This is a genomic window from Winogradskyella ouciana, from assembly GCF_009709615.1.
Lineage (GTDB): Bacteria > Bacteroidota > Bacteroidia > Flavobacteriales > Flavobacteriaceae > Winogradskyella > Winogradskyella ouciana.
The window spans coordinates 260,632-277,784 of the sequence record NZ_WJYA01000005.1 but is presented as its reverse complement, the minus strand read 5'-3'; the positions used below and the strand labels follow the sequence as shown (position 1 = coordinate 277,784).

The window sequence follows — 17,153 nt, the reverse complement described above, 5'->3', positions numbered from 1 at the left end:
TAATGTTAATTCATAATCTCCTCAATCTCCTCAGTCTCAATAGGAATATTACGCATCAAGTTAAAAGGCTCTCCAGACTCTTGGATTACGACATCGTCTTCTAAGCGGATACCAAAACCTTCGTCTGGGATATAGATACCAGGCTCAACGGTAAAGACTTGGTTGGCTTGCATCGGTTCGTGAAGTAAACCATAATCGTGTGTGTCTAACCCAATGTGGTGCGATGTACCATGCATAAAATATTTTTTGTACGCTGGCCAGTCTGGGTTTTCGTTTTGTACATCGGCTTTATCCAATAAGCCAAGACCTAACAATTCTGAGGTCATCAGTTTACCAACTTCAACATGGTATTGTTCCCAATACGCGCCAGGAATCAGCATTTTGGTTGCTTCGTTTTTCACACGATTGACTGCGTTATAAACCTCTTTTTGACGATCCGTGAATTTTCCTGAAACGGGAATCGTACGGCTCATATCACTAGAGTAGTTGGCATATTCCGCACCAGCATCAATCAAGATTAAATCGCCTGCTTTACACTGTTGGTTGTTTTCAATATAATGTAACACATTGGCATTGTTTCCCGATGCGATAATTGGAGTATAGGCAAAACCTTTAGAACGGTTGTTGAGAAACTCGTGCATAAATTCGGCCTCCAAATTATATTCCCAAACGCCAGGCTTTGTAAATTGTAAAATACGGCGAAAGGCTTTTTCGGTAATATCGCAAGCCTGTTGCATAATCTCTAGTTCTATAGGATCTTTTACAGAGCGTAAGCGTTGTAAAATAGGATTGCTTTTAGCGACACTATGCGCAGGATATTTGTCTTTTAATTTTTTTGCAAAACGCGCTTCGCGTGTTTCGGTTTCTACGCTTGCTCTGTAATGTTCGTTGGTGTTGAGGTAAACGGTGTCGCATTGTGTCATGAGTTCAAACAACACTTTTTCCATATCCTTTAACCAATACACGGTTTTAATGCCTGAGGTTTCAAAGGCTTTTTCCTTGGTGAGTTTCTCGCCTTCCCAAACCGCAATGTGCTCGTTCGTTTCTTTTAGGAATAACACCTCGCGATGCTTTTCTTTTGGGCAATCCGGAAAAATGACCAATACACTTTCTTCCTGATCCACACCACTGAGATAAAAAATATCGCGATGCTGTGCAAATGGTAAGGTACTATCTGCACCAGTCGGATAAATGTCGTTGGAATTGAATATCGCCAAACTGCTTGGTTGCATATATTTGGCAAAGTTTTTACGGTTTTTTATAAAGAGTTGTGAGTCTATTGGGTCGTATTTCATCGAAAAAAAGAATTTTTTTCGTTCCCGAGAAATCGGGAACTTTATTAATAAATTTAAAATGTCACACTGAGCGCAGTCGAAGTGCTTTTGAGAACTATATAAAAATTAAACGAGGCTTTCGACTGCGCTCAAGCTGACAGAATATTTCAGTTTCCCAAAAATAAACAAACAAAAACGCAAGCCAAAGCAACTTGTGATAATCTGTTAAACTTTGTTATTAAATTTTGAGGACGAATGAAGATTGGTTAATTTTCGTTCACTTTAAAACTAACCAACATGTCAAACACAAAATTCCTTTCCATTGTATTTTTTGTGAGCTCAATTTTTGTAAGTGCTCAGCAACCGTCTACGTCTGCCGAAACCGTAAAACAGGCTTTAGAACAAAAGCAAAAGATGACACAAGCGTCATTGGTAAAAAACGTCCCTTTTGAAAATATTGGACCAACCATTATGAGTGGTCGTGTGGTCGATGTGGATGTGAATCCAGAGAGGCCTTCTGAGTTTTATGTCGGTTATGCGTCGGGTGGAGTTTGGCATACCACTAACAACGGTACAACTTTCACTCCAATTTTAGATAATGCTGCCACACAAAATGTAGGTGATATTGCTGTCGATTGGAAAAACAGAACCATTTGGGTCGGTACAGGTGAAAACAACAGTTCGCGATCGAGCTACGCAGGTATTGGTATTTTGAAATCGTCTGATAACGGTAAAACCTGGGACCATCTTGGACTAGACGACTCACATCATATAGGTCGAATTCTAATTAATCCAAACAATCCAGACGAAGTGATTATTGGTGTCACGGGTCATCTGTATTCACCAAACGAAGAACGCGGTATTTACAAAACGACTGATGGAGGACAAACCTGGAATAAAACCTTGTTTGTAGATAGCATGAGCGGTATCATTGACGTGCAACACGCACCAGATAATTTTGATGTGCTGTTTGCAGCCTCTTGGACAAGAGATCGTAAAGCATGGAATTTTACAGGAAGCGGAAATAATTCAGCCATTTATAAAAGTACAGATGGAGGAGATACTTGGGAGAAAATTTCAACAAAAAATAGTGGGTTTCCAACAGGTGAAGGTGTGGGTAGAATTGGACTTGCCGTGTTTGATGAAAACACTGTTTATGCGTTACACGATAGTCAATTCCACAGAGAAGACGATGATGCTTCGACAAGCTCAGCACCCGAAAGAGGTTTAACAAAAGAGGATTTTAAGACCATGTCCACCAAAGACTTTTTGGCATTGGAAGACAAAAAATTAAACGCTTTTTTAAAGACTAATGGTTTTCAGGAAAAATACAGAGCTGAGAACGTCAAGCAAATGGTGCGTTCTGGTAATGTGAAGCCCATAGATTTAGCCAAGTATTTAGAAGACGCAAACGCCATGTTATTTGATACTCCTGTGATTGGAGCTGAGGTTTATAAAAGTACCGATGGTGGTAAATCCTGGAAAAAAACGCATGAGGATTATATCGATGGGCTTTATTACAGTTATGGTTATTATTTTGGCGAAATTAGAGTAGATCCACAAGATAAGGACGGTATCTACATTATGGGAGTTCCTATTTTGAAATCTAAGGATGCCGGAAAAAGTTTTACATCAATAGGACGTGAGAATGTGCATGCAGATCATCAGGCACTTTGGGTCAACCCTAAAATACAAGGGCATTTAATCAACGGCAATGATGGTGGATTGAACATGAGTTATGATGATGGTGAAAGTTGGATAAAGCTGAATTCGCCATCCGTGGGCCAGTTTTATGCCATCAATGTCGACAATGAACAACCGTACAATGTCTATGGAGGTTTGCAAGATAATGGTGTTTGGGTCGGAGCCCATAACGCAAGAGAAGATAAAAGCTGGCATCAAAGAGGGCAATACCCTTGGGAAGGCATCATGGGTGGAGATGGTATGCAAATTCAGATAGATAATAGAAATTCGGATATTGTCTATACAGGTTACCAGTTCGGAAATTACTTTAGAATCAATCGTGAAACAGGCGAACGTAAATACATTCAGCCAAAACATACCTTAGGCGAAAATCCTTATCGTTTTAATTGGCAAACACCAATTTTGCTGTCACCTCACAATCAAGATATTTTGTATTTGGGTGGCAACAAATTGATGCGCTCTATGAATCAAGGTAACGATTGGGAGGCCATAAGTGATGATTTAACCAATGGAGGTAAAAAAGGAAATGTGGCTTATGGTACGTTGACAACGATTTCAGAAAGTCCATTTCAATTTGGCTTGATTTACGCAGGAAGTGACGATGGAGTTTTAAGTGTCACCAAAAATGCAGGAGGTAGTTGGACGAAAATTTCCAATTCATTTCCAAAAGATTTATGGGTGAGCAGAGTCGTTGCGTCTCAACATAAAAAGGAACGTGTTTATGCAACTTTGAACGGTTATCGATGGGATGACTTTAAAGTCTATGCGTATATGAGTGATGATTACGGACAGACCTGGAAAGACATCAGCGGAAACATTCCGGCTTCTCCAGTCAATGTGATTAAGGAAGACCCAAAGAATGAAAATATGCTGTACTTAGGAACAGATAACGGAGCTTATGTGTCATTTAATATGGGACAATCTTGGGAAGTGTTTTCAGAAGGTTTACCGAATGTCGCTGTTCATGATATTGTTGTACAACCTGAAGCCAAGGATTTATTGTTGGGTACACATGGACGCAGTATTTATAAAGCGGATATTTCAGGATTACAGCAACTGGATTCAGATATGCAATCGAAGGCGATTACCATTTTTGACTTAAGTCCTGTTCGTTCTTCAAGACGCTGGGGAAGTTCGTTCAGCCAATGGTCAGATGCCTATGAGCCAGAGAAAACCATTCAATTTTATAGCAATGCATCAGGTAAAAAAACCATTAAAATTTTGTCTGAAAAAGGAACAGAACTTAATAGCATGACATTTGATGCTGACAAGGGATTCAACTATGTGGATTACAATCTAGAACTCACAGAAAAAGGCAAAAAAGCCTTAATGAAAGAAAATACAAGTGTAGATATTTCAAAAGCTGGCAATGGGAAATATTATTTGCCAAAAGGCGTATATGCGGTACAAATAGATAACGCGAAAACCAAGTTGGAGATAAAATAAAAGACTAAACTTTAAAGACTTTAGAATGATTACAAATTAGAGAACCTTAATGTTAAACTGAACTAAAAGCGTGGGTGTAACGTTAAAGTTCGAGGTAAATTTGCCGAAACTAAACTAAACCATCGCTAAATAATGCTAAAGTCCTCCACTTTATTAGTATCACTATTTTTATTTTTTAACCTAACCGCACAGAACGATTCTACTGAGCAACTTAAAATTTTTTTAGATTGTAACGTTTGTGATCAGACTTATTTAAGACAGAACTTAGGTAATGTTCAGTTTGTAAGAGATCAAGGACTTAGTGATGTACACTTATTTTTTGTGACACAGCGCAATGGTAGTGGTGGAAGAAGTTATGATGTTGAGTTTATAGGAAAAAAAGAATTTGAAGCCATTAATTATAAACTCAGTTTTTCTACAGATTCTAATATGACGCGAGATGATGAAAGGCGAAAGATTTTAGAAAACCTTAAGCTTGGATTGGTGCGTTTTTGGATTGCAAAAGGAACTACAGATGAGGTGACAATCAATGTACCAACGCCAGAGAATGAAGAAGAAAAAGTTGAGGAAAAAGACCCTTGGAATTATTGGGTATTTAGGCTTGGTGCCAGAGGGTTTTTTAATGGTCAGGAAACTAATAATTCCAGTAATTTAAACTTTAGTGTTTCGGCAAGACGTGTTACAGCAAAGAATAAGTTTTCTTTTAGACTAGGGTTTAGCGAAAACAAATCTACGTTTACATTCGATGGTGAAGATATCGTCGCTATTAACAATAGCAAGAACTTAAACGTTAGTGATGTAGTAAGTATTACTGAACATTGGTCTGCTGGTGTTTTTGGTAGTATAGGGACATCTACATTTAGTAATTATGAACTGTTTTGGAGATTAAGGCCCGCAATAGAATATAATTTCTTTAAATATTCAGAATCTGCAAAAAAGCAGTTGATCTTATCGTATCGAAATGGGTTAGTTTACAATGACTATATAGAACGTTCTGTATTTGCTGAAGAGGAAGAAACACTTTTTCAGCATTCATTATTACTTGGAACTAGTTTTAGGCAAGAATGGGGAAATATAAATGCTGAAGCGTCTTTCAATCAATTTTTGCATGATACAAGTTTAAAGTCCTATGGGTTTTTTCTAGGTGCAAATATTAGAGTGTTTAAAGGCTTTAATTTTAATGTAAGTGGTAATTATCGAATTACCAGAGACCAAATCAACCTACCTGCCGGAGATGTATCTTTGGAAGAGTTATTATTGCAACAACAGCAACTACAATCGGGTTATAATTATTTTGTAAGTGTTGGATTTAGTTATCAGTTTGGTTCTATTTACAATTCCATTGTTAACCCAAGATTCAATTTTTAGATTAAAATCATTCTAAATAATTAATTATACTATAGCGCAGTTGGGAATAACCCGTTTGCGCTGTATCTTTGTAACTCTAATTAGTTAACTAAAATTATAATGAGCGGAATTCTAAATTCTACGATTGGAAGAAAGTTTGCCATGGCACTTTCGGCACTCTTCCTAATGATTTTTTTACTTCAACATTTTGCAATTAATATTCTGTCTGTTTTCAGTGAAGATCTTTTTAATGAAGCTTCTCACTTTATGGGAACGTTTTGGGCTGTGCAATTCGTTTTACAACCTATTTTAATTTTTGGTGTTATTTTTCACTTTATTATGGGGTTTGTTTTAGAGTATAAAAACAATAAAGCCAGACAAAAGGGTTACAAAAGAAATAACGGGAATGCTAATTCTACTTGGATGAGTAGAAACATGCTACTCTCTGGAGCGGTTATACTAGCGTTCTTGGTATTGCATTTTATAGATTTTTGGGCTCCAGAAATTAACATTAAATATTTTAAAGGAGATATGAGCGGTCTGTTAGATCCAGATAATGTAAATAGTGGCTTTAGATATTATGAAGAACTCGTACACAAATTTGAAAACCCATTGCGTGTCGGAGCCTATGTATTAGCTTTTGTGTTATTGAGTTTACATTTATTACATGGATTTAGTTCAGCTTTTCAATCTATTGGTGCAAATAGCATCTATAAGAAAAGTATGAAAGGCTTAGCTCAGGTGTATGCAATTGGATTGCCATTAGGTTTTATTTTCATTGCATTGTACCATCATTTTAACCACTAAAATAATAGCTGATATGGCTTTAGATTCTAAAATACCAAAAGGCCCACTTTCAGAAAAGTGGACCAATCATAAAAACAACATCAATCTTGTTAATCCTGCAAACAAACGTAACATTGATGTTATAGTAGTTGGAACAGGTTTAGCCGGTGGCTCTGCTGCTGCAACGTTAGCGGAATTGGGTTACAATGTTAAAGCATTTTGCTTTCAAGATTCTCCACGTCGTGCGCACTCAATTGCAGCTCAAGGTGGAATTAACGCAGCAAAGAATTATCAAGGAGATGGAGATTCAACCTACCGTTTATTTTACGATACCGTAAAAGGTGGTGATTATCGTTCTAGAGAGGCAAACGTGTATCGCTTAGCTGAGGTTTCTGCAAATATTATTGACCAATGTGTGGCGCAAGGTGTGCCTTTTGCCCGTGAATATGGTGGATTATTGGATAACCGTTCGTTTGGTGGTGTACTGGTATCACGTACATTTTATGCGGCAGGACAAACTGGTCAGCAGTTATTGTTAGGCGCCTATTCTGCAATGAATCGTCAGATTGGTCGAGGTAAAATTAAAATGTACAATCGCCACGAAATGTTGGATGTGGTTATGGTCGACGGGAAAGCAAGAGGGATAATTGCCCGCGATTTGGTGTCTGGTAAAATTGAAAGACATTCGGCTCACGCTGTAGTGTTAGGTACTGGAGGCTATGGAAATGTATTTTTCCTTTCAACTAATGCGATGGGAAGTAACGTAACTGCAGCTTGGAAAGCTCACAAAAGGGGAGCTTACTTCGCCAACCCTTGTTATACTCAGATCCACCCAACTTGTATTCCGGTTTCTGGAGAACATCAGTCTAAATTAACTTTGATGTCTGAATCATTGCGTAATGACGGACGAATTTGGGTACCAAAAAAGAAAGAAGATGCTGAAGCTATTAGAGAAGGGAAATTAAAACCTACCGAATTAGCTGAAGACGATAGAGATTACTATTTAGAGCGTCGTTATCCTGCCTTTGGAAACCTTGTGCCTCGTGATGTTGCATCGCGTGCTGCAAAGGAGCGTTGTGATGCTGGTTATGGTGTAAATAAAACTGGTGAAGCTGTTTATTTAGATTTTGCTTCAGCATTTATGCGCTATGGAAAAGAGCAAGCACACGTTAAAGGTTTGGATGAAAATGATGATGCTCTGGTAAAGAAGTTAGGTCAGGAAGTTGTAAGGAAAAAGTATGGAAATTTATTTCAGATGTATGAGAAAATTGTAGATCAGAATCCGTATGAGACGCCAATGATGATTTATCCTGCGGTACATTACACAATGGGAGGACTTTGGGTTGACTATAACTTACAGACTACTATACCAGGATTGTACTGTATTGGTGAAGCTAATTTCTCTGATCACGGAGCCAACAGACTTGGTGCTTCAGCATTAATGCAAGGATTGGCAGACGGTTATTTTGTATTACCCTATACTATTGGTGACTACCTGTCTAATGATATTAGAACTGGTGAAATTCCAACTGATACCAAAGAATTTGATGATGCTCAAAAAAGAGTTGAGGACAATATAAACCATCTCATAAATAATAACGGTAAACATTCTGTAGATCATTTCCACAAACGTTTAGGAAAGATTATGTGGAATAAATGTGGAATGGCACGTAATGCCGAAGATTTAAAATCGGCAATAACAGAAATTTCTCAACTAAGAGAAGAATTCTGGAAAGATGTTCTTGTACCAGGAACTGCAGATGAATTTAACGAAGAACTTGCAAAAGCGGGTCGTGTTGCAGATTTCTTAGAATTAGGTGAATTGTTTGCTAAAGATGCATTGCAACGCGAAGAGTCTGCTGGAGGCCACTTTAGGGAAGAATACCAAACTGAAGAAGGAGAAGCGATGCGTAGAAAAGAATTTCAATACGTATCAGCTTGGGAATATAAAGGAGAACCAAAAGATGCAGTACTTCATAAAGAAGACTTGCAGTATGAAAATATAGAGGTTAAAGAAAGAAGTTATAAATAAGAGGATAATATGAATCTTACACTCAAAATATGGCGTCAAAATAACGCTAATGACAAAGGAAAAATGGTTGATTATAAAATCAATGATGTATCGCCAGATATGTCTTTCCTTGAAATGTTAGATGTGTTAAATAACGAACTAATTACCAAGGGAGACACACCGGTTGCATTCGATCACGACTGTAGAGAAGGTATTTGTGGCTCCTGCTCACTATTTATTAATGGTCGACCTCACGGTCCTGACAGATATATTACGACTTGTCAGTTACATATGAGGTCTTTTAACGATGGTGACACCATCACCATTGAACCATTTAGAGCTACGGCATTTCCTGTGATAAAGGATCTTATTGTAGATAGAAGCTCTTTTGATAAAGTACAGCATGCAGGAGGATTTATTTCTGTTAATACCTCTGGTAATACAATTGATGCCAATGCGATTCCTGTTAACAAACACGATGCGGACGATGCCTTTAGTGCTGCAACCTGTATTGGATGTGGTGCATGTGTGGCAGCTTGTAAAAATGCTTCGGCAATGCTATTTGTTGGCGCTAAGGTTTCTCAATTTGCATTGTTACCTCAAGGTCGTATAGAAGCAACAGATCGTGTGTTGAACATGGTAAAGCAAATGGATGAAGAAGGTTTTGGTAACTGTACCAATACCGGAGCTTGTGAAGTAGAGTGTCCTAAAGGAATTTCCTTGGAAAATATTGCACGTATGAACCGAGAGTATCTTTCCGCTACTGTGAAAAAATAATATCGTTCAGAACTGTCGGACTAAACTGAGCAACGCCAAAGCGAAACTGTCTGCCGAAAGTTAGTGATCTTGAAAAAATATGAACTCCCAAGGTAAAATCTTATCTTGGGATTTTATTTTGAACCCAATCTTAAATGCAAAACCCAAACCAATTTTATAAGACTCAGTCAGAGAAGCACAAAGCAGAATCAAAACGCATTTATAAACAGATGGGTTTGTTAAGCACACTTAGACTTTTGGTTTTCGGATTAACAGCATTCGGAGTTTATATGTTGTTTCAGAAGTGGCAAATAGCTATAGTAATTGCAGCTGTAGGCTCAGCCATCTTTTTATTTTTACTGTCTAGATATACAGATTTAAAAGCACAGAGAGCATTACATAAACGTCTCGCAATTATAAATGAAGACGAACTTAAAATTGCTGCAGGTAATTTTCACGCTAGGCCAGACGGCAAAATGTTTCAAAATCCCAAGCATTATTATAGTTTAGATATCGATTTATTTGGGAGAGGCTCTTTCTTTCAGTTTATCAATAGAACAACCATAAAAGAAGGGACTAAATCGCTTGTAAGCTGTTTATTGGCAAATGACATTTCCAATATTGAAGCTAGGCAACACGCCATAAAAGAATTGGCCGAGGAGTCAGAATGGCGACAATACTATTCTGGTGTGGCGCAAGGTGTAGAGGTAGAATATTCAGTAGAATCTATCATTACATGGTTGAAAGACTACAAGCCTTTTTTAAGCTCTACCATTTACTGGTTTACTATCGCTTTTAGTGTAGCTTCTTTAGCAATTTTGGTCTTAGGTATCACCGAAGTTATCCCAATAGAATATGTGGGTTACTGGTTGCTTTTAGGTTTGGCAATTACAGGGCGATTTTTAAAGAAAATAAACACGGTGGCCCAAAACACCGAACGCACCAAAGACACCTTTAGGCAATATGCACTATTGCTCAATCAGATTGAACAAAAAGAATTTCAGTCGGATTTACTAAAGCAAAAACAAGAAAAAATACAGTCCGAAGGGTTGAAAGCCTCTCAGATATTTTCAAAATTTTCAAAAGCTTTAGATGCATTAGACAATAGAAACAATTTTATTTCTGCTATTTTCGGGAATGGTTATTTGCTTTGGGACATAAGGCAAACCTATCATGTAGAGCAATGGATAAGTCACTATGCAGATAAAGTAGAAGATTGGTTTGATGTCGTCACGTTTTTTGATGCCTATAATACTTTAGGAAACTATGCTTTTAATCATCAAGACTTTACTTATCCTGAAATTATTTCTGAAAGTATAACCATTAATGCTAAAGATCTAGGACACCCCTTATTACATCCTGAAAAGCGTATTGATAGTGATTTAGAGTTGCAGGAAGAGCAATTTTTCATTGTTACTGGAGCAAATATGGCCGGCAAGAGCACCTTTCTTAGAACGGTTGCGCTACATATCGTAATGGCAAATGTAGGATTGCCTGTTTGTGCAAAAGAAAGTAAATACAAGCCGATTAAACTTATTACGAGCATGCGCACTACGGATTCCTTAACGGATGATAGCTCGTACTTCTTTAGTGAATTAACACGATTAAAATTTATAGTTGATACGATTGCTGAAGACAAGAATTATTTTGTGATTTTAGATGAAATCCTAAAAGGAACAAATAGTACAGACAAAGCCATTGGCTCAAGAAAATTTGTAGAAAAGTTGGTAAAGCAAAATGCCACGGGAATTATCGCCACGCACGATTTAAGCCTTACGGAAATTGAAGCCGAATTAGAAGCCGTAAAAAACTACTATTTTGATGCAGAAATCAAAAACGACGAACTCTTTTTTGATTACAAGCTTAAGAAAGGTGTTTGCCAAAATATGAATGCTAGCTTTCTGTTGAAGAAGATGGAAATAGTGTAAAATGTTTTCTATAGTGTCACACTGAGTGCAGTCGAAGTGTAATAACAGAGTTTCTAACTTTAATCTCTATGGAAGATTTTTTGCTTCGTATTTAATGATAACAAAAAACCCTCACTGTTTCCAGAAAGGGCTTTAAAATATGTATTAAGAAGTTATGTCTTAAGCCTCAAATGGTGCTATAGAAACATAAGACTTATTGTCTTTCTTCTTAGTAAATTGTACAAGGCCATCAACTTTAGCGTGTAAAGTGTGGTCTTTTCCTTGATACACGTTTTCACCTGGGTGATGTGTATTACCTCTTTGTCTTACGATGATGTTTCCAGCAACAGCAGCTTGTCCACCAAATATCTTAACACCTAAGCGTTTCGATTCTGATTCTCTACCGTTTTTAGAACTACCAACTCCTTTTTTATGAGCCATTGTCTTAAGGTTTTATTTTGTTAATATTAAAGGATGAAAATTTATTTTCTTCCTCCGTCTAAATTATCTTGTAATTCTTTAAGCTCGTCCCATTTTCCATCAGCAGCTAATTTAGCTTGTTGTGGCCATGTATTAGCTACTAAGTGTGCTAATCTAGAACTTGCTTCAGCCAAAATTGCTTCAATGTCTTCTGGCTTAGCTTTTGCTACTTTCGCAAAAGTATCTAATCCAGCATTAACCATAGCTTCAGCAGCCTTTGGTCCAACACCTTCAATTTTCTTTAAATCATCAGCTTTACCTGTTGCTTTCTTTGCAGCTGGTTTAGCTTTTGGTGCTGCCTTCTTAGCTTCTGTCTTAGCAGCAGCTTTAGGTTCAGCTTTCTTTGTTTCTTTCTTCGGTGCAGCTTTTTCAGCTTTTTTAGCTGGCTTAGCTCCAGAAGCAGTAATGCCTTCAATTACGATTTCGGTTAAGGCTTGTCTGTGACCGTTTTTAACACGGTAACCTTTACGTCTTTTCTTTTTGAAAACAATTACTTTGTCACCTTTAAGGTGCTTTAAGACTTTAGCACTTACTTGTGCTCCGTCTATAGCTGGGGCGCCTAAAGTAGTTTTGTCACCATCACCTATTAAAAGAACGTTATCGAAAGAAACTTTCTTACCTTCTTCAGTAGATAAACGGTTAACAAAAACTTTTTGGTCTTTTGCAACTTTAAATTGCTGCCCTGCTATCTCTACAATTGCGTACATAGCGTAACGTTTTTATTAATTTGTTTAAAATTATAAGCTTCCTTCTCAGAAAGCGGATGCAAATATAATTCTAAATTCTTAATCTACAAACGTTTTCAGGCTTTTTGAACTCTTTTAGGAATAGGATTTTGATATCTCAATAAAATGAATTGGAATTTTACGGGATTAAATAGAGTTTTTATACTTTATTATGTTAAAAAGTGGAATCATTCCTTATTTTTGTAAGGCTTTGTGTAACAATGTAAACTTAACATAGACAAACACTAAAAACAATTTAAACACTAAACACATTTAATAATGAAAAAAAGCTTTTTTACTCTAGTGCTCTTGTTGTTAGTTGGTTTTCACTCCAACGCGCAACAGGTAGAATTTGAAGAGTACGATTTAGATAATGGTATGCACGTTATCTTGCACCAAGACAATTCGGCTCCTGTAGTAACAGTATCTGTAATGTACCATGTTGGTGCAAAAGACGAAGACCCAGAACGCACAGGATTTGCTCACTTTTTTGAGCATCTTTTATTTGAAGGTACGGAGAATATTCCACGCGGAGAATGGTTTAACATTGTAACGTCTAATGGAGGAAGCAATAACGCCAATACTACTGACGACAGAACTTACTATTATGAAGTATTTCCTTCTAATAGTGTAGAACTAGGTCTTTGGATGGAGTCTGAGCGTCTTTTACACCCAGTTATCAATCAGATAGGTGTAGATACGCAAAATGAAGTAGTAAAGGAAGAAAAAAGACTTCGTGTAGATAATCAACCTTATGGAAACATATTGGCTGAGATTAAAAAGCGCATGTTTAAAGTACATCCTTATAAAGGGACTACGATTGGTGAGATGGAGCATTTAGATGCTGCTACCTTAGAAGAATTCCAAGCATTTAATAAAAAATACTATGTACCAAACAACGCTGTTTTAGTAGTTGCTGGTGATATTGACAAAGCTGAGGTAAAGAAAATGGTTCAGGATTATTTTGGCCCAATTCCAAGAGGTGAGGATATTGAAAGAAACTTCCCTAAAGAAGAGCCAATCACTGAATCTATGAGAGATAAGGCTTACGATCCTAATATTCAAATTCCTGCTGTAATTGCAGCATACAGAACTCCTTCTTTTAAAGATAGGGATTCTTATGTGTTAAATATGATTTCTCAATATTTAAGCGGAGGTAAAAGCTCAGTCTTATACAAGAAGATGGTAGATGAGCAAAAGCAAGCTTTACAAGTACAAGCAGTAAACATAAGCCAAGAAGATTACGGTATGTACGCTTTGTTTGGTTTACCACTAGGTGATGTATCATTAGATACTTTAATTACGGAAATGGATGAGGAAATCGCTAAGATTCAGACAGATTTAATTTCTGAGCGTGATTATCAAAAGCTTCAAAATCAATTTGAGAATCAATTTGTAAACTCTAACTCGAGTGTAGCAGGAATTGCCAATTCATTGGCACGTTACTATATGTTGTATGATGACGTAAATTTAATCAATAACGAAATTGATATCTATCGTTCCATCACCAGAGAAGAAATGAGAGACGTTGCCAAGAAGTATTTAAATCCTAATCAGCGTTTAATACTAGAGTATTTACCTAAGAAAGATGATCAATAAAATAAAAATGAATAGTAACATGAAAACTAAAATATCAGCATTTATTGTATTGTTTTTAATGGCAGTAGGTGTAAATGCACAAATAGACAGATCTAAGCAACCTGAGCCAGGTCCAGCTCCTAAAATAACATTAGAGAAGCCAGGTGAGTTTAAGTTAGATAATGGGATTGAGGTCCTTGTTGTAGAAAACCATAAATTACCTAGAGTATCTTACTCTTTAACCATAGATAACAAACCGATTAGGGAAGGTGAAAAAGCAGGTGTCTCTAGTATCCTCGCTGCCATGTTAGGTAATGGAACAACTAATATTCATAAAGATGAATTTAATGAAGAAATTGACTTCTTGGGAGCGAGTTTAGGCTTTGGTGCTCAAGGAGCTTTTGCAAGTTCATTATCTAAATATTCTGACAGAATCATTGAATTAATGGCTGATGCGGCAATTAATCCATTATTGACTAAAGAGGAATTCGAAAAAGAGAAAGAGAAGCTTATTGAAAATTTAAAGTCTCAAGAAAAGAGCGTAGATGCTGTTGCTGGTAGAGTTGGTGGCGCATTATCTTATGGGGCAAATCACCCAAGAGGTGAATTTGTTACAGAAGAAACTGTTAACAATATTGAGTTTGGAGATGTATTGGCATTTTACGAAAAGTATTTCAACCCTAACAATGCTTACTTAGTTGTTGTTGGTGATGTTGAGATCGGTAATGTAGAAAGACAAATTAAAAATCATTTTGGGAAATGGGAAAAATCAGCTGGTGTAGATATTACTATTCCAGAGCCAAAAGCCAATGCTCAGTACACGCAAATTAATTTTGTGGATATGCCAAACGCAGTACAATCTAACATCTCTTTGACGAACAATGTTGATTTTAAAATGAATGATGACGATTACCATTCAGTTTTAATTGCCAACAAGATTTTAGGTGGTGGTTTCGGTAGTTATTTAAACATGAATCTACGTGAAGAACACGGCTATACCTATGGTGCACGTTCTAGCATTGGAACCAGCAGATGGAACGCTTCTCGTTTTACGGCTGGTGCTGCGGTAAGAAACGCAGTTACGGATAGTGCTGTTGTAGAAACGCTTAAGGAAATCAACCGTATTAAAACTGAGCCTGTAGATTCTGAAGATCTAGCTAATGCAAAAGCTAAGTATGTAGGTGATTTTGTATTGGCATTAGAGCGTCCGCAAACAATTGCTAATTATGCTTTAAACATTAAATTAAATGACTTACCAGAAGATTTCTACACCACTTATTTAGAGAAAATAAATGCGGTGACTAAGGATGATGTAATGCGCGTAGCAAATAAGCATTTTAAGACAGAAAATGCGCGTATAATTGTAGTTGGTAAAGGAAGTGAAGTATTAGAGAATCTTGAAAAAACAGGAATTCCAATCAAGTATTATGATAAATATGCTAAACCTACTGACAAGCCTGTATATTCTAAACCATTACCAGAAGGTTTAACGGCAGAATCTGTTGTAAAGACATATGTAGATGCCGTTGGAGGTGAAGAAAACCTTAGAAGTGTAAATTCGACTTTAACAACTGCAGATGTAACTATTCAAGGAGCGCCATTTAAGCCTATAGCAATATTGAAGCAAATGTCTCCGAATAAGTTTTCTATGGAAATGATCGTTGAAGGCATGGGTACTGTAATGAAGCAAAATTTTGATGGTGAAACTGGTTATATGGAACAACAAGGGAGAAAAATTCCTATGGACGAAAAAGATATCGCGTCTAGAAAGTCCGAAAAAGGTTTGTTCCCAGAATTATTTATGGAATCATCTACCTTAACTTTAGATAGTAAAACTACTATTGATGGCACAGATGTTTACAAAATAAAGGTAACTAAAGACGGTAAAGAGTCATTTAGATACTATGACGTTGAGACAGGCTATTTATTAAGAGCAGAAGAAACTAACGAAACTGCTGGGCAATCCGTAACCACTGTTACAGATTATTCTAATTACAAAGAAGTAAACGGTGTTATGATGCCTTACACTTGGAAAATAGCAACAGGGCCTCAAGTTCTTAACTTAGAAGTTACTGAGATTAAAGTAAATGAAGGCGTAACAGCAGAAGATTTTAATTAAAACCTTTAATTTTTATAAAATTAAAACCGAAGTGAAAGCTTCGGTTTTTTTATGCTTTGCGTTTATGTGATAAATACACACCAACTAAGATTAACAATGAAGCCATAGCTTGGATTAAACTAAAAGCTTCACCATCCAAAACTCCCCAAATTAAAGCTATAATGGGCATAATATACGTAACAGAGGATGCAAAAACAGGGGTAGAAATCTGAACCAATTTATTAAAGACCACTTTGGCTAAAGCGGTACCAAATACAGATAAAATAATAACATACAATAGAGCACTCGGTAAATCAGGATTGTTAAGTCGTTCAGATGAGAAGAAATCTGTAAATAATAGTATGACTAACGCAGGAATAACAATAAAAATGTAATTACCAGCCGCGATTGCTAAAGGTTTTACATCCTGTAAATAACGTTTTATAATATTTACGTTAGCACCATACATCAAAGTTGAGGCAATCACAAAACCAGCATATAAATAGTTTTGATTTGGGTTGAGTTCAGATCCTTTCATAATTAAAATGGAAGTACCTATAAAACCAATAATGACACCTAAAACCTGTCGTTTTGTTGAGGCGATTTTAAAGACTGCAAAACCCAATAATATGGTGTTTAGTGGCACGAGAGAATTTAAGATGGATGCCACAGCACTATCTATTTCTGTTTCTGCAATCGCAAAGAAGAAAGCAGGAAAGAAAGAGCCTAAGAATCCTGAGATGCATAACCATTTCCATTTAGATTTTGGGATGTCTTTTAATTGAGAATAACCGAAAGCCAAAAGGATTATTCCCGTAATAATAGTTCTCAAAGCTCCAAGCTGATAAGGAGTCAGTCCTAATAAAGATTTCTTAATTAATATGAACGAGCTCCCCCAAATTATGGAAAGAATTATAAGATAAATCCACTTAACGTTAGGGTTTTTCATACTAAGGCTTTGTAAAAGAATCACAAAATTCGTTAATTCTTATGTAAGAAACACCAATATTTATTAGTTTTAGCCAAAATTTAATAGTTTAA

General features: G+C 36.6%; 12 protein-coding genes. 8 read left to right on the top strand and 4 right to left on the bottom strand.

The genetic code is table 11. From position 1 onward, the window contains the following. Positions 1-5: 5 nt before the first annotated feature. A complete protein-coding gene (locus tag F1003_RS08785) occupies positions 6-1,295 on the bottom strand; it encodes an aminopeptidase P family protein (RefSeq protein WP_155089006.1) in 1,290 nt (429 codons plus the stop codon). 276 nt (positions 1,296-1,571) lie between these two features. Here F1003_RS08785 and F1003_RS08780 point away from each other — a divergent pair, with 276 nt between their 5' ends. From F1003_RS08780 to F1003_RS08755, 6 genes are all read left to right on the top strand, one after another. Then, on the top strand, positions 1,572-4,424 hold the full coding sequence (locus F1003_RS08780) for a VPS10 domain-containing protein (RefSeq protein WP_155089004.1): 2,853 nt from the start codon (positions 1,572-1,574) through the stop codon (positions 4,422-4,424). A 132-nt stretch (positions 4,425-4,556) separates the two neighbouring features. Further along, positions 4,557-5,792: a hypothetical protein gene (locus tag F1003_RS08775; RefSeq protein ID WP_155089002.1), complete on the top strand. Its 1,236-nt coding sequence runs from the start codon at positions 4,557-4,559 to the stop codon at positions 5,790-5,792. 99 nt (positions 5,793-5,891) lie between these two features. Further along, positions 5,892-6,578: a succinate dehydrogenase cytochrome b subunit gene (locus tag F1003_RS08770; protein WP_155089000.1), complete on the top strand. Its 687-nt coding sequence runs from the start codon at positions 5,892-5,894 to the stop codon at positions 6,576-6,578. Between the two features lie 13 nt (positions 6,579-6,591). Next, positions 6,592-8,589 (top strand): fumarate reductase/succinate dehydrogenase flavoprotein subunit, encoded by a 1,998-nt coding sequence (locus F1003_RS08765; protein ID WP_155088998.1) that lies wholly within the window; start codon positions 6,592-6,594, stop codon positions 8,587-8,589. 9 nt (positions 8,590-8,598) lie between these two features. Continuing rightward, a complete protein-coding gene (locus F1003_RS08760; RefSeq protein ID WP_155088996.1) occupies positions 8,599-9,345 on the top strand; it encodes a succinate dehydrogenase/fumarate reductase iron-sulfur subunit in 747 nt (248 codons plus the stop codon). Between the two features lie 134 nt (positions 9,346-9,479). Beyond that, positions 9,480-11,252 (top strand): MutS-related protein, encoded by a 1,773-nt coding sequence (locus F1003_RS08755; protein ID WP_155088994.1) that lies wholly within the window; start codon positions 9,480-9,482, stop codon positions 11,250-11,252. A 159-nt stretch (positions 11,253-11,411) separates the two neighbouring features. Here F1003_RS08755 and rpmA read toward each other — a convergent pair whose 3' ends face one another. Together rpmA and rplU are read right to left on the bottom strand one after the other, a co-directional pair. After that, positions 11,412-11,672, bottom strand: a complete 261-nt coding sequence (gene rpmA, locus F1003_RS08750; protein WP_155088992.1) for a 50S ribosomal protein L27 — start codon at positions 11,670-11,672, stop codon at positions 11,412-11,414. Between the two features lie 41 nt (positions 11,673-11,713). Beyond that, positions 11,714-12,418, bottom strand: a complete 705-nt coding sequence (gene rplU / locus F1003_RS08745; RefSeq protein WP_155088990.1) for a 50S ribosomal protein L21 — start codon at positions 12,416-12,418, stop codon at positions 11,714-11,716. 297 nt (positions 12,419-12,715) lie between these two features. Here rplU and F1003_RS08740 point away from each other — a divergent pair, with 297 nt between their 5' ends. Beyond that, the gene (locus tag F1003_RS08740; protein WP_155088988.1) at positions 12,716-14,035 is read left to right on the top strand and encodes a M16 family metallopeptidase; all 1,320 of its coding nucleotides are present in this window, start codon (positions 12,716-12,718) and stop codon (positions 14,033-14,035) included. A 19-nt stretch (positions 14,036-14,054) separates the two neighbouring features. After that, positions 14,055-16,133, top strand: a complete 2,079-nt coding sequence (locus tag F1003_RS08735) for a M16 family metallopeptidase (protein ID WP_202913889.1) — start codon at positions 14,055-14,057, stop codon at positions 16,131-16,133. A gap of 49 nt (positions 16,134-16,182) precedes the next feature. On the opposite strand, the gene F1003_RS08730 is transcribed toward F1003_RS08735, so the two are convergent. After that, the gene (locus F1003_RS08730; RefSeq protein ID WP_155088986.1) at positions 16,183-17,061 is read right to left on the bottom strand and encodes a DMT family transporter; all 879 of its coding nucleotides are present in this window, start codon (positions 17,059-17,061) and stop codon (positions 16,183-16,185) included. Positions 17,062-17,153 lie beyond the last annotated feature (92 nt).